Origin of the sequence: Simiaoa sp., assembly GCF_051972595.1 — a bacterium.
GTDB classification, from domain to species: domain Bacteria; phylum Bacillota; class Clostridia; order Lachnospirales; family Lachnospiraceae; genus Acetatifactor; species Acetatifactor hominis.
On sequence record NZ_JBOKRY010000004.1, the window covers coordinates 68,678 to 87,792 of the forward strand.

Consider the following 19,115-nt stretch of genomic DNA (forward strand, 5'->3'; position numbering starts at 1 on the left):
ATGAAGAAAAAATTATTCAAAAGAATCTTAACAATCTGTATGTGTGCTACCATGCTGGTGGAGACAGTGAACGTCAGCACATTTACCGTAAGAGCAAGCGAGGAAAGCACAGCTGTGTCTGCCATCACACAGGACTCCGATCTCAAGGAGGCAGTGGGAAACGGCGAAGCGGCGGACAAGGCAGCATACGATGCGGCACAGGCTGCCCAGAATGCAGCAACCGCGGCGGAGGATGCGAAGAACGCGGCAGTTAATCTTGGAAAAACAGCAGCAGATGCTGTTCTGGCCAGTCCTGCTCCGGAAGCTACCGAGGACCCGTCTGTTGCTCCGGAAGCTACTCCGGCATTAAAAGAAGAGATCGAAAAGGAGATAAGTGAAGCGGAGACAGCAGTAGCCGACTCCAATCAGAAAGTGGAAGAAGAATCCAAGAATCTGGAGAATATTGCAACCGAGGCAGAGAATAAGACTGCAGAAGAGGCAACGAAAGCCCAGAATGCAGCAACGAAAGCCCAGGAGGCTGCAAAGCAGGCAGAGGCTCTGAAAGCTCAGATCGAAAATGCAGAACGGGCGGATGCCAAGCTGGAGGATGTGCTGGATGCTGCAAAGAAAGCTGCGGAGGATGCGCAGGCAGCAGCAGATCAGGCAAAGCAGGCATATGATAATGCAAAGGATACATTAGATACAGCACAGAAAGCCTATGATGAGGCAAAGGAAAAGGCGGAAGCAGATATCAAAGCCGGTATCGAAAATGCAGACAAGGAACTGGAAGAGGCTGAAAAAGCACTTGCAGCGGCAGAAGCAGAAGTAGGTAAGGCAGAGGATGCTTACAAGACCGCTACCGGCAGCAATGAGATCGCACAGAAGACAGCAGAGGCTGCAAAAGAAGCAGCGGATCAGGCAGGAATCGCTGCAGGGAAATCCGACGAAGCAGCAGCAGCGGCTAAGGTAGTGGACGAGAAAAAGACTGCAAAAGAGGATGACAATACACAGCTGGAACAGCAGAAGTCCGAGATCCAGGGACAGCAGGATGCCCTGAGAAGAGAGATCACCGACAAAGAAGCACAGATCACAGCCAAGGAAGCAGAGATCAAAGCCGTAGAGAAAGCAATTGATGATCTGGGCGGAAGAAGACATCTGGTATGGTCCGATGAATATAAAAAAGCACAGGAACTGAAAAATCAGATTAACAATTTGGAAAATGATATCGACACCCTGAAGGGTGACATCAATATTGCGAAGGACACCATTTCCCTGAAGGATACCGAGATTGCCGCAAAGGATGCACAGATTGCCGAGAATAATACTTACATTGCAGGTATTGTGGCATCACAGAAGGTTGTAGAAGATCTGGTAGCTGATAATAATACCCAGATCACTTATCTGGACAAGGAAAAACAGGATGAGTTCAATACGCTGCTGGATGAATTGAAGGAATCCACCCAAAAGTATGAAGATGCGAAGGATCTTCGGGAGGAGTATCAGGATGCCATTGACAGAAGCAATGTTGGACTGATCGAATGGTTCCGCAAGGTATACAAAGAGTTGTCCATTGAGGCCAAGAATGACAATGCGAAGATCGAGATGGACTGGGAGCATCTGGAACTGAAATACACCAACGACGGACTGACCCTGTTACTGGGCAAGAACAAGAATAACGAGCAGGTATTACTAACCTGGGAAAACAATAAACTGACCGCAACTCTGGTAGATGAGCATGAATTCGCTGCATACTCCACCGCTTTTGATAAGGTGGCAGCAGCACAGGCAGCAACAAAGGCAGCAGATGCCGCAACTGCAGCAGCAAAGGCAGAACAGGCAGAGAAAGAAGCACTGGATCAGTACAACGCTGCAAAAGAAGCTCTGGAGGCAGCAAAGAAGAGACTGGAAGCGGCCAGAAAGGCTAAACTGAACGATCTGCAGCTGGATGCAGCACGGAAGGCACTGGAAGCAGCTAAAGAAAATGTAGCGGATGCCAAGAAGGCTTACGAGGACGCACAGAGTGCAGCAGATGATGCAAAAAAGGATTATGAAGATGCTCAAAAGGATTTCGCTGAGAAACCGGTAACGGCATACTTCTATATCCTGAACAGAGGACTGACACAGCCCTCCGAGGTAAGCTCTTATCCTTCCTCAAATTACAGCAAGGCTCGTCCCGGACAGTTGAAAAAGGGCGAAAACAACAGCTATCTTGATCAGTATGCAAGAGGCAGGGGAATCAAGGATACGGATCTGACACCTTACATCGAAAAGGCACCAACTGCGGCAGACTTCGGACTGACTCTGAAGGAAGGCGAATATATCAAATGGTATGTAATTAAAACAGAGAGTGATAATTCTATCCATGTAGACGGCATTATCATGAACCAGAAGTTCAATGTGACAGTACATTATCTGTATGAGGATGAAACCGGTAACACGGTAAAGGTAGCAGAAGATTTCGTAGGAACCTACGGACTGGGTGAAGAATATCACATTACCACTCCGAGTGCAGTCATTGACGGATTTAGTTTCACTGCTAAAAACGCAACGGAGGCGGAGATTAGCGGTACCGCGACTGCCGACAGAGAAGTAACCGTATGGTACAGTAAGGAAGAAGGCGTACCTATTATCGTGAACTACTACCGCGACAGCGTGAACGGAACACTCCTGCACACAGAGACCCGTAACATCGGAAAGTCTCAGGCAGCTGATTATCACGCAACGTTCACAGAAGATTCTCTGAATGCATGGAGACCCGGTGACTGTGAGAACGGTGTCCTGGCAGGATATGAGAAGACTGAAGACGGATATGTAGCAAATATTATATACAAACCGATCATCGTAACTCCTTCCGAAACCGAACCTACCGGTGGTGAAGGTGGCGGAGAATCCGGAGAAGGCGGTACGACTACCGGAACCGTAACGGCACCGGAAGCAGCTGCTCCCGCAGACAACACAACCGTAGCTACCGTACAGCAGGTAGCAGGTGCCAGACAGCAGCCCGTTGCTCAGACAGTGATCGAAGAGGAGACCACTCCTTTGGCACCTGCTGCGACAGAAGAACCGGAGCAGGGAATTACAGCAACAACGAATAATAATGTAGTCAGCATTGAGGATGAGGCGGCACCTCTGGCAGCATCTGCAAACTGTTGGATCCACTGGCTGATCCTGTTGCTGACAGTCGTATATACTGCATATGAATTGATCCGCTGCATCAACAGAAACAAAAAGATCAATGAACTTCGCGGTGAAGCACGCCAGACAGAGGTGTAAGGAGGAGACAAAATGAAAAAAATGAAATGCATTGATATTGCGGTTCCGGTTTTGTTTGTCCTGGCGCTTGTCGTTCTGTATTTCTTCTGGGGATGCCATCTGGATCTGTATGTGACGATCCTGGCAGCGATTATTCTCGGAGTGACGGTTCTGACTACGTATATCCAGTATAAGAAAATAGATAAGTTACAAAAGCACGAGGAATCGTAAAAACGAAAAAGTCCATCGTCCGAAGGAAAGAACCGGAGGACGATGGAATTTTTACTGTTTATTATCAGAAAACAGGATAGGAAACGGAAGGGGAATATGAAATTATGCTTTACGGCGTCCTCGGGAGGCCATTTGGAAGAGATCACGTGTCTGAGACAGATTACTAAAGAGAACGATTCCTTTTTGATTACGGAAAAAAGCGGAGAAGACATTACAACAGCATGGGGAGACAGAACTTACTTTTTACGACAGATCAATCGCAAGGAACCGTTTTTTCTTATTCATTTTATCAAGCTTTTTTTTCAGGCGTATGCTATCTTGAAGAAGGAAAAGCCGGACTGTATCATATCCACAGGAGCATTGATGACATATCCGGTCTGTCTGTTAGGTAAAATGAGAAAAATTCATATTATATATATAGAATCTTTTGCCCGGGTAGATGAAGCTTCCCTTACGGGGAAGCTGATGTACCCATTGGCAGACCTGTTCCTGGTACAATGGGAAGATATGCTGAAGGTGTTTCCGAAGGCGATTTATGCGGGAGGAATTTTTTGATGAAGGGAAAGCTGATATTTGTGGTGCTGGGAACCCAGAAATTCCAGTGTAACAGATTGTTGAAACAGATAGACCGGCTAGTCGAAGAGCAGAAAATAACAGATCCGGTATTTGCGCAGAAAGGCCACTCCGACTATATCCCACAATACTATCCTTCGGTGGATTTTCTGAACAAAGAAGACTTTGAGCAGAAGATGGAGGAATGTTCTCTGCTGATCACCCATAGCGGTGTCGGGACCATATTGTCGGGAATCCGTCATGGGAAACCTGTGATCGTATTTCCACGACTGAAAAAATATAAAGAACATGTGGATGACCATCAATGGGACATTGCAAAGGCTTTTGGGAAAAAACATCTGGTGTTGGTATGTGGGGAAGAAGATTCGTTGGAGAATATCATTCGGGAAAGCGAAACGTTTGATTTTCAGCCATACGAATCGCACAGAGATCAGATGCTGCAGACGATAGAAACTTATCTGAGAGAGGAGATCGAAAATGTTTAAGACGATTCTGTCTAACTTTCATTTGGAAAAAATATTTTGGACATTAAAGAAGAAAGCATTATACATTTTCCTGAGCACAGCAGTATTGGGAATGGTGGCAGGGGCTTACGCCAGCATTACCAGTACATCCCTGTATATGGCACAGATTTCATTTTATGTATACAGTAATCCGGATTATATTACGGACTCGTCTGTAAATATCGGAAGTTCTGATATCACGCAGGCGAAAAATCTGATCACGAGCTATATGCAGATATTGAAGAGCCGGACCTTTCTGGAAAAAGTAAAAGAGGAAACGGGACTGGGTTATTCCACGGATTATCTGAAATCCCAGATCAGTGCCAGTGCGATTGAAAACACGGCTGCATTTGTGGTACGTGTAGTCGATCAAAACCCGGTGAATGCCATGGATATAGCAAATGCTATCGGTGAACTGGCGCCGAATGAGATCATACGGATCGTGAAATCCGGTGGAATCGAAGTACTGGATGAGGCAGAGCTTCCAACGGTACCTTACCAGTCCACCAGTGTATTGAAATATGCAGTATTGGGTGCGGCAGCAGGTTTCCTTCTGGCTGCGGCATGGTTCCTGCTACGAAGTATGCTGGATACTACCGTCCGCCGGAAATATGAGATTGAAGATCTGTTTACCATTCCTATTCTGGGAGATGTACCACAGATGGAACCGGCGGCAAAAGGTGAAAAGGTCAATAAAATATTACATAAGGAGAGCCCTTTTGCAGTGCGCGAATCTTATAACAGTATCCGTGCAAAGCTCCTGTTCACCGGTAAAGGTGAGAAATGTCCCGTATATGCCATTACCAGTGCGGACCCCGGGGAGGGAAAAACACTGACCTGTATCAATCTTGCTTCTGCTTACGCTCAATTAGGGAAAAAGATTTTATTGATTGATGCGGATATGAGAAAGAGCAACCTGAAAAGTCTGCTGGACATTGAGGGGAAGGAAGGTTTAAGTGAATACCTTGCAGGGATCACGAAAGAACTGAAGGTCTATAAGAGAGCCGAGAATCTCTATGTTGCAATGGCGGGAGAAGTACCGCCCAATCCGGCAGAACTTCTGTCCGGTGAGCGCTGGAGTGAACTTTTGGAAAAATGCAAGGAGGAATATGACTGTATTTTCGTAGACCTGCCTCCGGCAGGAATCGTGGCAGATGCTCTGGTCCTGGCTGCAACAGCGACCGCATATATTCTGGTGGTAAGAGAGGGCGTGACAAAATTTGACAGAGAGCAGATGGTCGTGCAGATGCTGGAGCCGGTGGGAGCGAACATCTGTGGATTCGTGTTCAACGGAATCTCTATGAAATCTCAGGATTATCATTATAAACATTATGCAAAAGACTACAAATACTGATATTCTTAAGATATATGATTTCCACAGCCATATTTTGCCCGGTTTGGACCATGGATGCAGTGATACTGCGGTAGCAATGGAGCAGATCCGGAGAGCGGTGCGGGCAGGGGTTCACTGTATCCTTGCCACCTCCCATTTTTACCCACATGCGGAGAGTGTGGACAGTTTCTTAAGACGCCGCAGGCTGGCGTGGGTGCAGCTGCAAAAGGAACTTGCCGGAGAGGAAGAGATCCGGGCGGCAGGAATACAAATTGTGCAGGGAGCGGAGGTCCTGATCTGTAAAGGACTGGAACGGATGGAAGGGCTTGAACAACTTTGTATAGATGGAACGAAGGTATTACTGCTGGAAATGCCTTTTACGGAGATATGGGATCCGGAATTGATAAATACAGTGACAGCATTACAGGATAAATGTGGTCTGCAGGTGGTGCTTGCCCATGTAGAGCGATACCGGATGTCACAGATTATGCCTTTATTAGAGGCAGGATGCCTTGCACAGGTGAATATAGGCAGTCTGGTGGGAAGATGGAACAGGCAGAGGTTCCGCGCACAACAGTATTTGAGACATGACAGGATCAGTGCGCTGGGCAGTGATATTCATGGTGTCGGTGACCAATATACAGACTTTACGCATATAATAAAAAAGCATAATAAGGCAGTTGGGATGATCATGGAACGGACACGGGAATTACTGGGAGAACGTACGGATACGCATCCTAAGATACCATAGAGGGGAAAAAAGATGGATACAGCAAGCAGGCAGGTGAGTGTGATCGTACCGGTTTATAATACAGAAAAATATCTACGCAGATGTCTGGAAAGTCTGGTACATCAAACCCTGAAGGATCTGGAGATCCTGGTGGTGGATGATGGTTCCACGGATCACTCTCCGGAGATTCTTTCTGAATTTGAAAACAATTATCCGGGAAGAGTCAGAGTTATCCGCAAGGAGAACGGAGGACAGGCAAGTGCACGGAATCTGGGAATTCGGGAGTGCAGTGGGGATTATGTAGGGTTTGTGGATTCGGACGATTATGTAGATACCGCAATGTATGAGGAAATGCTTCGGGCAGCTCTTGCGGACAATTGTGATATGGTGGAATGCAGTTATCACTACCTTCAGGAAAAGGATGGTCAGCAGAAGGAACTGACTACCAGAGGAAATATCAGGCAGTACGGGGACAGGAAAGATATGTTTATCGATCCTATGACCTGCCCCTGGAACAAGCTGATCCGCAGGGAGATCCTGCTGCGGGAGGGAATGGAATTCCCGGAGGGAAGAATCTATGAGGATACAGCATTCTGTATCAAACTGATCCCGTATCTTCAGCGGGAAACCTATGTAGACCGTCCCTTTGTATCTTATATCCTTAGGGAGACCTCTACTATGAATGCCAACAAAAGTAAAAAAGTGGCTGATATTTTTCCGGTGTTACAGAATATACTGGATTTTTACAGGGAGAGAGGGTTTTACGAGGAATATCGACAGGAGTTGGAATACTTTTGCGTTAAGATACTTCTGTGCAGTTCCTTGAGCCGGATCGGCAGAGTACCGGATGCAAGGCTGCGCAAGGATCTGCTGGATCAGACCTTTGCCTTTTTACAGGAGCATTTTCCGGACTATCGAACGAACCCGTATGTACGGGGGAAGATCGGCATCTATCTGAGAAATGTCCGCAGATGGAATTGTCAGCCGGTGGCGGTACTGAGTGGCAGGATTCTGAAAGGATAGTATTATGATAAGAACATCCGTAGCAATGGCAACTTACAATGGAGCGGAATATGTAGTGGAGCAACTGGAGTCTATCCGGACCCAGAGCATGCCGGTGGATGAAGTGATCATCCACGATGATCGTTCCACTGACGATACCGTAGCAATCGTGGAAAAATATATCAGGGAACATGGACTGGAAAGAACCTGGAAGGTATCGCAGAATCCAAAGAATCTGGGATATGCTGCAAATTTTATCGGTGCAGTGAAGGAGACGGTGGGAGAATATATTTTCTTCTGCGATCAGGATGATATCTGGGTACCGGACCGGGTGGAGGTCATGGTGGGACAGATGGAGGAGCATCCCAAGATCCTGCTGCTGTGTTCGGAATTCGAGTCTTTTGTGTCATCTCCGGACGCCCCCAGTGTTCCAACATGGGAACAGAAGCAGTTCCGCCGGGATCATTCCCTTGAGCATCTACCCTATGAAGCGCATAATCTGTTTATCAACTGTCAGGGATGCAGCATGTGCATCCGCCGGAAATTCTGGCAGGAGGTGGAAAACAGATGGTATCCGAACTGGGCCCACGATGAATTTGTCTGGAAGCTGGCATTATGCAGAAATGGACTGTATGTCTACCATGGGGTGACATTGCGCAGAAGACTTCATTCCAATAACGTGACAATGCATAAAATGCGTGATCTTCCGGAGAGAGTCCGTTTTTTGGAGGATCTGAAGAAAAGCCATGAGGCTACCCTGGCCTTTGCAGAGTCACTGTCAATGAGTGGTCGGGATTGTAGATTATTACATCGGAATATACGGGCAACGCAGCTGAGGATTGAATTGCTGCGTGACCGGAAAGTATGGAATACTTTGCCACTGTTATTTGGATATGCGGACTGTTATCACAGCAGAAAGTCTATTCCCGTAGAGCTGATGATGGCGATCCGTGGATAGAGGATCAAAGAGATCAGCGGGAAAATTGTGGGAAGGAGGAGAGAAATGGCACAACAAAGCAGATATCTGAAACCGCAGAGAGAACTGAAAATCTTTCAGGCGGTTGCAGTGTTGTTCTTTTTTACATTATATGTATTGCCGCAGTATTTTGGACTGCCGTTTCCTCTGTTCGACCTGACGGCACTGCGTATCATGATCGTGGCGGTATTATTCCTGATGCTGGCAGAGCCGGAGCGTATCCGGGGATTCGTGCTGCTGGTGGTGGAAGAACCATGTACCAAAGTGTTACTTCCTTACCTTATGGTGATCGGATATACTATGGTATTACGTGCGGATGTCAACGCCTTTCTAAATCCGTTTATTGAATTGTTGACGTTTTATCTGTTGATTTATCTCATCCGGAACACTTTGGGAGTGGAAAAAACGATACAGATGATCGTTGTATTTTCTTATGTGATCGCATTGCTGGGCATCGTGGAATATGTGCTGGGGAGATCACCGTTCTCCTATCTGGAGACGATCAAGGGACTCTATACGGGACGATTTGTACGATCGGGAAGCTATCGTATCATGAGCTCCTGTAACCACTCTCTGGGTTATGGTCTGATGCTGGTCACCATGGTTCCCTTTGCCTGTTATGACAGGAAAAATAAGAGTGTCAATCTGCTGGCACAGCCGCTCTTGTTACTATTGCTGGGGGGCAACGTATTTTTATGTGGGTCGAGATCCACACTGAGCGTATTTCTTTTGGAAGTGATCCTGCTGGTGGGCTTATCTTCTAAAATGGAGATTAAAAAATTTGTGATGATCGCGCTTGTGTTGGCGGGTATTTTTGCAGTAATTCTGGCAGCTATCAGAAATACGACAATGGGAAGATACATATTGTTACAGATCACCAGTATCCTGGATGAACTGCTGGGAACGGAACTGGCGGTAAACTATGGCGCTAATATAGAGGCGTTAAGCAGCAGTTCCAATTACCGGGACCAGCTCAAATATATTTTCACGGTGAGCTGGCTGAATCCGCTACTGGGGCTGGGAAGGAAGCGTTCGTTTAGGTCGGAGATCAACGGTTCTTTCATTGAATCTGTGGATAATTTCTACATTGCGGAATATGTACGTTATGCGTATCCGGGAATGATCACCTATCTGCTGTTTCTCGGAAGTATGATCGCGGGTATGATAAAGAGGGTCCGCAGAGATAAAAGCGGACTGCCGAAGATCCTTCTGGTAGGCAGTGTCTGTTATCTGATCAATCTTTTTTGGGTCGATTCACTGCAGACATTGAAATATCTCTATATTTTGTTCGCCCTTTTTCTGTGCCTGGATCCGGTACGGGAGGGGGAAGATGCACCGCCCATGACAACATCGAAGTATTTGAAGAAAAGAGGAGCAAGATGAATCCGTTAGTAAGCATTGTAGTGCCGGTATATAATGGAGAACGTTATATTGACGACTGTATGAAACGGCTGTTGGAACAGACCTATGCTCCTTTGGAGATCCTGCTGGTGGACGACGGCAGCGGGGATAGCTCCGGTGGCATTTGCGACCGCTATGCGGCGGCTGTCTCCCATGTCAGAGTCATTCATCAGGAAAACGGCGGCCCCAGCAGGGCGAGAAATACCGGAATTGCACATGCACAGGGAAAGTATCTGATGTTCACGGATGTGGACGATCTGCTGCAGGCGGATGCCGTGGAGAAAAATGTCCGGATCGCGGAAGAGAACGATGCGGATGTGCTGATGTTCGGGTTCTGGTATTATGATGTGGCCAATGACCGCAAAGTGACGAGACCGATGAAAACATCCTTTTGTGGAAGCAGAGAAGAGTTTTTCCGGGACTGTCTGGTGGAAACCGTGGAGACAGAGGTGATCAACGCACCCTGGAACAAAGTGTTTCGCAGAGAATTTCTGCGGGAACAAAATCTTGCGTTTGATCCGCAGATCCGTATTTACGAAGACCTGTATTTTTCACTGCAGGCAGTGAGCAGGGCCCATAAGATTGCAGTCAATCCTAAACTGTTCTATCAGTATAATGTGCAGACCCAGGGAACCCAGTTAAACAGTTACGATCCACGCTTTTTTGATAATATCACGAAGATTTATCATTATGCGATGGATTTCTGTCGGGAATTCCCGGAACACGAAGAGCAGGAGATGGCATTCTGCCGGGTCTATTCCGGGCTGGGACTGACATTTCTCAAGCAACTCAGCTGCCGCAGAGGAATCGACGACTCTGAGAGAAAAGAGATTGTACGGAGAATCTGTCGGGAACAGGATTTCCTGGAAGCAGTAAGAAAATCCGGACTTCAGGGAAAACGAAGACTGCTTTATCTGTTGTTAAAGACGCAAAGTACCAGATGGATCATTGCACTGTACCGGAGCTGGAACGGTATTCAGCAGAGATGTTTTTGAGAAGGGGACAAGCATGGGAGATACTTCATTGCGAAGAATCAAAGAAAAAATACAGGATCATATGTTGCTGGGGTCGATCTATGACAATGTGATGCTGAAGACAAAGTACCGGGATGCAAAATTGTCCTTTTTGTACAATGTGATGATCGGGCAAAAGCACCGGATGCTGTATTATAAAACATTAAAAAGAAAATATCTGGAGAAAGTGACGGCGGACCGTCCATGGGAGACACTGGAAAAGAAAGTTAACCAGGGCAGAATCTGGTTCTGCTGGCTGCAGGGATTGGAGCAGGCACCACCTTTGGTGAAGCTGTGCTATGAAGCTCTTGGACAAAAGCTTCCGGACCGGGAGATCGTCGTGATCGATGCGAAGAATGTATTTGATTATATCACACTTCCGGAAGAGATTGTCGAAAAATGGAAGAGAGGGATCATCGGTCCGGCACATTTCTCAGATCTGATCCGTCTGGAGCTTCTGGTCCGTTACGGCGGATACTGGATCGATGCAACGGTCTACTGTACGGACGGGGGACTACTGGCATATACAGATCAATTGTCGGTTTTCATGTACAGCTTTTATTATTTCGGATTCAATCCGGAGATCATGGAGACAAATAACTGGTTTCTGTACGGAACCACGAATCAGAACATCTATTGTCTGACCAGAGAACTGCTCTATGCTTACTGGAAGGACAACGACCGGGCAGTGGATTACTATATTTTTCACCTGTTTATGACTATGGCATGCGATTATTATCGGGAAGAGTATCAGGCGATGCCTATTGTAAGTCAGGTGGAGTCGCATGTGCTGGCGACATATATGGGACAGCCATACGACGGAATCAAATATGAGGTTCTGAAATCAAGATGCGGATTCCATAAGTTAAGTACACGTTTCAGTGAGAAAGAGACTTCGGGGCAGGATACCTTTTATCAGTATCTGATGCAGGGAAAATTAAGATAATTGTGAGGAGAGAAGTATGGAAGGAAAGGGAAGTAAGGGGACGATACCCAAGATCATACATTACTGCTGGTTCGGCGGTAAGCCGATTCCGGAGGATCTGCAGAAATGCATTGATTCCTGGAGCAGACTGGAAGGTTACAGGGTCATGCGATGGGATGAAAGCAACTGTACCTTTGATGAAAATGAATTTGTACGCAGAACCTATGCGGAAAAGCAGTTGGGATTTATCGGTGATTATTATCGCCTGAAGGCGGTATATGAATACGGTGGGATTTATCTGGATACCGATGTGAAGGTATGCCGCTCCTTTGATCCGCTGCTATCCTATCCGGCATTTTTCAATTTTATTTTTGATTGTTCGGTGGGATCGGCCATTATCGGAGCACAGCCGGGAAATCCTTTGGTGAAAGCGCTGTTGGATATGTACGATGCCACCGAATTCGGCAGGAATCCGGATGGAAAAGTATTTAACTTCCGGGACGGCAGACTTATCGTGGATGGATATGCCACCAGCAATTATTATTATACCTACTATATTTTGAAACATTATCCGCAGTTTCGCCTGAATAATCAGTTCCAGGATCTGGGGGATTTCGTGATCTTCCCGAAGGAGCTGTTCGAGATCGGAACGATCACAGGGAAACAATATGCAGTACATCTGTGTGCCGGAGAGTGGAGATTGAAAACGGATGACAGTAAGACAATGAAGAACCGCATCAAAAAAATGATCGGGAAATGGCCATGGCTGTTTGACAAAGTCCAGATACTGGTGCGGAAAAAACGCTATGACAAGCTCAAGACCCAGATACCATTCTATGAATACTATCTTGCACAAAAGGAAAACCATCCTCTTCCGAAGCTGTAAATAATTCGTAGAGGAAGGAAGGGTTGACAATGGAAGAGTTTATAGTCAGATGTAATGCACTGATCGCAGAACAGTTGGAGGGAATCTCCTGGACATTATTGCTTCTCATGATGACAGCAGTTTTCTTGCTGGTGCATGTCGCAGTGCTGATTTGGTCCAGGCTGCGGGGGAAAGAAATGCGCCCCGGAAAAGAGATACTGCTGATGCTTCTGGCGGGATATGCATGCTTTCTATTTCAAATAACATTCTATAATCGGGAAGAAGGAAGCCGTTCCGGAATTTTCACCCATATTTCCATGTGGTTGAAAAGTGGCAGTCCGGATCTGTCCAATCAGATGATCTATGACCTACTCAACGTATGTCTCTTTGTGCCCTGGGGAGCGCTGATTGCCCTGTTCCGCGGACGCGAGAAGATAGGCAGGAAGTTGTTTCTAACGACCTGCTACAGTTTCCTGACCAGCTTCTGCATCGAAGTGATCCAGCTGCTGACACATAGAGGTTATTTTGAATTGATGGATATTCTTACAAATGTTACAGGTGGAATTCTGGGTGGTCTGGCAGCGGTGCTTTTGTATGTAATTGTGCCGGCTCAGGGAAAGGCAAGGAGCAATCATGGATAAAAAATCAAGATTTTCTAAAAAAGACAGGATTGTGATCCTGCTGAGTCTTGCGTCAGTGCTGGTGCTCGGATATATTATGTGGGATTCCTCCCGCAAACAGCAGCAGGAACAGGAGATGCTGCAGGAGATCAGTGAGGAACAGAGTACGGCAGATGCAAAACAAAAAGACCTGACGCAGCTGGCAGAAGGGCTTTACATCAACGAGATAAATCAGGCAGGCTGGATCGAACTGTACAACGGATTATCCCGGGATGAAATTCCCCTGCAGGACTGTAAGATCACAGTGAACGGACAGGTGAAAAAAGAATTTACCAAAGAAGTGGTATTGCCGGCAGCAGGGTATCTGTGCGTGGAGAATCTGGGATCTCTGGCAGCGGGAGATGTGATCAGCATATTTTTCCCGGAAGAGGTATTGCACAGCAGTATGCTGGTCCCGGATCTGGAAAGCGGAGAAAGTTACGGACGGATCACGGATGGCGCAGAAGTCATGGAATGGATGACCGCCACCAAAGGAGAAAGCAATACGCAGGGAGAAGTTGTAGAGACGGAAAAGCTGCATTTCTCTGTTCCCGGAGGTTTCTATGATAATGACATACAGGTGGAATTGTCTGCCGGGGAGAACAGCCGGATCTATTATACCCTGGATGGTTCCGAGCCTACCACACAGTCCGCGCTGTACGAGGGTCCTATTACGATTATAAACCGGAGCGGCTCGGACATGACGCTGGCAGTGAATCCTCAGATGGAGTATTCCTATGCATATCAGCCTGCCAGTCTGACTATGGGAACAGTAGTGAAAGCCATGGCTGTGGATAGTCAGGGGCAAAGCAGCGATACGGAAACACAGTCGTATTTTATTGGAATCGCAAAGTCGGGCGATGTGGCAAGTCTTCCGGTATTGTCAATCTCCACAGAAGCAGATAATTTCTTTGATTATTTTGATGGTATTTATGTCAGGGGACGCACATACGAAGACGCAATTGCCCGGGGTACGGATGGCGGACATGCCGCGAACTATTATCAAGGATGGAGCAGACCGGTCTGTGTGGAATTTTTTACAACGCAGAAGGATAAGACTTTTCAGGAAGATATGACGGTTCAGATGCTGGATGACTTTAGCATCACATCCTCACAAAAGAGTATGCAGTTTACAGGGAATGTGGCAGCAGGAATGGGAACCGGACTCGAAAATTATTACAGAGATCCGGAAATGACTCTGACGTTGCAGACGCATCGAAGAGACAACGATTATATGACCAGGGATTATCTGGCACAGAGATTATTGGCAGGCACAACGGTAAGAAGCCGCGATATGCAGCCCTGTGCGGTATTTCTGAATGGAGAATACTGGGGTGTCTATATGTTGAAGGGAGCTTACGATGCGGAATTTGCGGAACAAGCCTACGGAGTGAATGCCGGGGATGTGACTATTGTCAGTATGGATCCGGAGACAATTCCGATGCAGGAAGATTATGGGGAGCTGTATAGGTTTGTAACAGAAAATGATATGGGAAATACTTCCAATTATCAGAGAGTACAGGAACAGATGGATATCGACAATTATCTGGAATATTTCTGTGCAAATATGTATCTTTCCAATGCATTTTACGGTCAGGACCAGCTGACAGTCTGGAGAGTGGATCCGGACAAGGCAACAGGAAATGGTTATGAAGATGGTCGGTGGAGATATCTGATGCCCCGCATGGATAACAGTATGGCAAACGGGACGACTGGAGGGATGTGCACCTCCAGTATTGACTCTTATCTGATGCAAAGTGTTACGGAAGATCCGTTTTTTACTTCCTTGTTAAGAAACAAGGAATTCAGGAATCGCCTGAGTGGTACGATGACAGAAATGGCGGAGACTGTGTTTGGAATAGATCAGGTGGACCAGGTGCTGGATGAACTTGCCGGGGAGAGAAAGAAAGCAGCAACCGGTAATTATAAGAGGTTTTTTGGAAATACAGACGATTCAGCATATATCCGTGAAATGGAGAAGATCCGCACATTTTTTGAGGAAAGGACCGGGTATATTCTGCTCTATACGACAGAGGTGGTGGAAGGAGAGGAAACGATGAATGAGTAGTCGTATTAAAAATTCAGCCCGCAATATGTTGTCCGGATTTGCCTATCAGTTTATTTCACTGGTACTAAGCTTTGTATCCAGGACAGTGTTTGTTCATACGCTGGGTACGGAATATCTGGGACTGAACGGTATCTTTTCTGATGTGCTAAATCTGTTGTCCATGGCAGATCTTGGCTTTAATACTACTATGGCTTACAGTTTTTATAAGCCTTTGGCGGAACATGACGAAGAGAAGCTGGCTGGATTGATCCATTTTTACAAAAGGGTCTATAATGTAATAGCAGGAGTTGTAACAGTAGTGGGAATTGCAGTGATCCCATTCCTGAAATATATCGTCAATACGGAGAAGGAGATTCCTCATCTTGAGGTATACTATCTGTTTTCACTGGCAAATGTGGTAATTTCCTATCTGTTTGTCTATAAATCCACGATACTTACTGCAGATCAGAAAAACTACAAGGTGGTCAATATTTCAATTTGGACCAGCCTGCTCAAGACAATTCTGCAGATCCTTGCACTTTTATTACTGCAAAATTATATTCTGTATCTGGCGATTGGAGTTGCAGTGCAATTTTTTAATAATCTCATGGCCTCCAGAGAGGCACAGAAGCAGTATCCGTTCATTAATAGAAAAGCTGCGGTCACTGTGGATGAAGAAAAGAGTATTTTTGAAAATATGCGCTCCGTTTTTTTGTATAAGATCAGTTCCACAGTCTTCACGGCCACGGATAATATCCTGATCTCCGTGCTGGTGGGAACAGCAATGACGGGAATCTATTCTAATTATCTGATGGTGAGTAATAAACTCCTCCTGATCATCCAGATCATCTTCTCGGCGCTGACGGCCAGCATAGGCAATGTCATTGTCAGGGAGAAGAGTGGGAAGCGTTACGAAGTGTTCTGCGTAATACAATCTGTCAGCTTCATTCTCTGTGGAACTATTGTTAGCGCATTTTGCATCATGGCAAATGATTTCGTCTATGTGTGGCTGGGAAGTGACTTTACAATCAGCACAGGTGCCATTTTGGCGATGACGCTGAATACGTATCTTTCCTGTGTGCTTCAGCCGCTGTGGATCTATCGGGATGCCACCGGACTTTATGTACGCACGAAGTATGTTATGCTGGCCGGTGCGGTGCTGAACCTTGTGCTCTCGGTTCTTCTGGGAAAGGCTATGGGACTGACCGGAATCATTCTGGCATCGGCGATCGCAAGGCTGAGTACTTATTTCTGGTATGAACCGAGGCTTTTGTTCCGGGAGTATTTTGAGAAAAGTGCAGCGGGATACTATGCATCACTTTTCAAAAATGCATTACTTATGGTAGTTACGATAGGGGGACTATGGATGCTTTTATCCGGAGTGCAGGCACAAAACTGGCTGCAGTTGATCGGTAAAGGGGTTGTGATCGGGGGAATCTGCAGTGTGGTATTCTTATTGGCATATTGCCGGACAGAAGGCTTCCGGCTCATCATAAAAAAGCTGAAGAGTATTTTGCCGAAAATATAGCATGATGTAATTGGAGGAATTGGGATGCTGGAACAGCATTTGATCACAGTGATCATACCGGTGTACAAAGTAGAAGAATATTTGGAAAAGTGTGTTCAGGCGGTTTGCCGACAAACCTATAAAAACCTGGAGATCCTGTTGGTGGATGACGGATCGCCTGATCGCTGTCCGGAAATGTGTGATGCGTTCGCATTGCAGGATGATCGTATCCGAGTGATACATAAAAAAAACGGTGGTTTATCCAGTGCCAGAAATGCTGCGCTGGATGTGGCACGAGGAGAATATATTGCATTTGTGGACAGCGATGATACAGTAGAAGCAGATATGATCGAGAGTCTCTACCGCGGAATACAGAAATACAATTGTGAGATCGCCATCTGCAATCACTATGTGGAGGAAAACGGGAGACTGGTGATGGAAATACCACCACTGGATGAAGAAAAGGTATACACTGCAGAGCAGGCACTTAAGCTTTTGTTGGGAGATATTTACATACGGAATTATGCATGGGATAAGCTTTATGCCGGAAAACTGTTCCGGGGGATCCGGTATCCGGAGGGAAGAAATTACGAGGATATTGCCACGACCTATTTGCTGTTTGACCGGGCTGAAAAAATCTGTCAGGTGCTGGAGTACGGTTATTATTACGAAAAAAGGGATAGCAGCATTTCCGCTAATCTGACGAAGGAAAAATGGTTTCATAATACCGGAAATATTGTAAAAGGAATGGAAGAAAGATATCTTTATTTCCAAAAAATGGGGAGACGGGAATTGGCAGACAGAAGTATGGTCGATCTGGAAAAATATATGGTCACGTTTCTGAATCTCAGTTTTATCCTGCATGACAAACGGGAACGCAAATATTATCGGTCTTTCCTGAAAGAACATCTGGAGGAGATCCGGCAGAATCCGCAGATTCCGGAAAAAGAGAAAAAAATAGCAAAAATATATACCATGAAAACACCCGTGGCAGCCGCATATGCGGAAGCTTCTTATCTGCGCAGAGAGAATCGGTTGTTTCAAAAAATGTTTCAGGCCATGCAACGCATAAAACAACGGATGAGAGTGGAACAGGTTAAATTTGATTTTTCATGCATGCAGGGAAAGCAAAGAAGAATTTTTATGTTTGAACTTCCCTGTTTTGATAATTTGGGAGATCATGCGATCGCTTACGCAGAGTGGAAGTTTTTACAGCAGATAGAAAAAGACCACCCGGAGATACAACTGATCCGGATCGAGGGGTGGGATACTCCGGCAGCGGTACGGCAGCTGAAGCGGGAGATTACGCCACAGGATATGATATTCTGCCAGGGAGGCGGCAATTTGGGGAACCTGTATGCGTTCGGTGAAGCATTCCGCCGTACTATCTTCAGGGCATTCCCTGAACAGTTTTTACTGGTATTTCCACAGACGATGTACTTTACTCCGGATGATGCCGGTCGGAAAGAACTTAAGAAGAGTCAAAAAATTTATAATCGGTGTCGTAATTTAACGCTTCTGGCCAGGGATGAACGCTCCTATTCCCTGATGAAGGACACGTTTACCTGTAACCTGTTGCCTGCGAAAGACATTGTTACCATGCTGGATGAAACGGAATATGCTGCTGGGCGGCGGGAGGGAAGTATTCTGTGTCTGCGTTCCGATAAGGAGGCAGCACTCACCGCGGAACAGAAGAGGACACTGAAGGAAATGTGTGTCCGGAATACGGGAAATGTATTGATCACAGACACAGTTACATTAACCGAGATATCCGGACAGGACAGAGAGCAGGTCTTAAGAAAAAAGTGGGAGACATTCGGAAAGCGGAGAATAGTGGTGACAGACCGGCTTCATGGGATGATTTTTTCTTTAATAACTGCGACTCCTTGTGTGGTGCTTGGAAACAATCATTTTAAAGTTCGGGAGACTTATAGAACACTGAGTGCATGTTCCTATTTGAGATATGTGGAAACGGTGGAGGAAGTACAGGGAGCCATGAAGGAGCTTTTGGCAGATGGACAGATATTTGAAAAACCTTCGTTTTCTCAAGATTTTAACAGACTGTATCGCTATATAGAGGATAGGATGAAAGAGTAGAAGCAGATTGTGGAGGAGGTGT

The 19,115-nt window shown here is 46.2% G+C and carries 16 protein-coding genes; all 16 read left to right on the top strand.

Translation table 11 applies throughout. The annotated features are described in order from the left end of the window. Positions 1-3,252 carry a hypothetical protein gene (locus ACTRDR_RS02465; protein ID WP_440526034.1) on the top strand — a complete coding sequence of 1,084 codons (3,252 nt, stop codon included), beginning with the start codon at positions 1-3 and terminating at the stop codon, positions 3,250-3,252. Positions 3,253-3,264: 12 nt separating this feature from the next. Beyond that, positions 3,265-3,462, top strand: a complete 198-nt coding sequence (locus ACTRDR_RS02470) for a hypothetical protein (RefSeq protein ID WP_176862398.1) — start codon at positions 3,265-3,267, stop codon at positions 3,460-3,462. Between the two features lie 96 nt (positions 3,463-3,558). Continuing rightward, a complete protein-coding gene (pssD, locus tag ACTRDR_RS02475) occupies positions 3,559-4,017 on the top strand; it encodes a PssD/Cps14F family polysaccharide biosynthesis glycosyltransferase (protein WP_440526035.1) in 459 nt (152 codons plus the stop codon). Continuing rightward, positions 4,017-4,520, top strand: a complete 504-nt coding sequence (gene pssE, locus ACTRDR_RS02480) for a PssE/Cps14G family polysaccharide biosynthesis glycosyltransferase (protein ID WP_440526036.1) — start codon at positions 4,017-4,019, stop codon at positions 4,518-4,520. Before pssD ends, pssE begins: the two co-directional genes overlap by 1 nt. Further along, positions 4,513-5,892: a polysaccharide biosynthesis tyrosine autokinase gene (locus tag ACTRDR_RS02485; RefSeq protein WP_440526037.1), complete on the top strand. Its 1,380-nt coding sequence runs from the start codon at positions 4,513-4,515 to the stop codon at positions 5,890-5,892. Before pssE ends, ACTRDR_RS02485 begins: the two co-directional genes overlap by 8 nt. After that, positions 5,870-6,622, top strand: a complete 753-nt coding sequence (locus ACTRDR_RS02490; protein ID WP_440526038.1) for a CpsB/CapC family capsule biosynthesis tyrosine phosphatase — start codon at positions 5,870-5,872, stop codon at positions 6,620-6,622. Before ACTRDR_RS02485 ends, ACTRDR_RS02490 begins: the two co-directional genes overlap by 23 nt. 12 nt (positions 6,623-6,634) lie before the next feature. Further along, positions 6,635-7,624 (top strand): glycosyltransferase family 2 protein, encoded by a 990-nt coding sequence (locus ACTRDR_RS02495; protein WP_440526039.1) that lies wholly within the window; start codon positions 6,635-6,637, stop codon positions 7,622-7,624. A 4-nt stretch (positions 7,625-7,628) separates the two neighbouring features. Continuing rightward, positions 7,629-8,561 carry a glycosyltransferase family 2 protein gene (locus tag ACTRDR_RS02500; protein WP_440526040.1) on the top strand — a complete coding sequence of 311 codons (933 nt, stop codon included), beginning with the start codon at positions 7,629-7,631 and terminating at the stop codon, positions 8,559-8,561. Positions 8,562-8,606: 45 nt separating this feature from the next. Further along, on the top strand, positions 8,607-9,962 hold the full coding sequence (locus ACTRDR_RS02505) for a hypothetical protein (RefSeq protein ID WP_176862392.1): 1,356 nt from the start codon (positions 8,607-8,609) through the stop codon (positions 9,960-9,962). Further along, positions 9,959-10,975, top strand: coding sequence for a glycosyltransferase (locus tag ACTRDR_RS02510; RefSeq protein WP_440526041.1), 1,017 nt, complete (start codon positions 9,959-9,961; stop codon positions 10,973-10,975). Before ACTRDR_RS02505 ends, ACTRDR_RS02510 begins: the two co-directional genes overlap by 4 nt. Positions 10,976-10,988: 13 nt before the next feature. Further along, entirely contained in the window at positions 10,989-11,939 is a 951-nt protein-coding gene (locus ACTRDR_RS02515) for a capsular polysaccharide synthesis protein (RefSeq protein ID WP_440526042.1), read from the top strand. Between the two features lie 16 nt (positions 11,940-11,955). Next, positions 11,956-12,804 carry a glycosyltransferase family 32 protein gene (locus ACTRDR_RS02520; RefSeq protein ID WP_440526043.1) on the top strand — a complete coding sequence of 283 codons (849 nt, stop codon included), beginning with the start codon at positions 11,956-11,958 and terminating at the stop codon, positions 12,802-12,804. A 29-nt stretch (positions 12,805-12,833) separates the two neighbouring features. Beyond that, a complete protein-coding gene (locus ACTRDR_RS02525) occupies positions 12,834-13,424 on the top strand; it encodes a VanZ family protein (protein WP_176862388.1) in 591 nt (196 codons plus the stop codon). Further along, complete coding sequence (locus ACTRDR_RS02530; RefSeq protein ID WP_440526044.1) at positions 13,417-15,510, top strand: CotH kinase family protein; 2,094 nt, start codon at positions 13,417-13,419, stop codon at positions 15,508-15,510. Before ACTRDR_RS02525 ends, ACTRDR_RS02530 begins: the two co-directional genes overlap by 8 nt. Continuing rightward, the gene (locus ACTRDR_RS02535; protein ID WP_440526045.1) at positions 15,503-17,017 is read left to right on the top strand and encodes a lipopolysaccharide biosynthesis protein; all 1,515 of its coding nucleotides are present in this window, start codon (positions 15,503-15,505) and stop codon (positions 17,015-17,017) included. Before ACTRDR_RS02530 ends, ACTRDR_RS02535 begins: the two co-directional genes overlap by 8 nt. A gap of 24 nt (positions 17,018-17,041) precedes the next feature. After that, the gene (locus ACTRDR_RS02540) at positions 17,042-19,093 is read left to right on the top strand and encodes a glycosyltransferase (protein WP_440526046.1); all 2,052 of its coding nucleotides are present in this window, start codon (positions 17,042-17,044) and stop codon (positions 19,091-19,093) included. Positions 19,094-19,115: the final 22 nt, after the last annotated feature.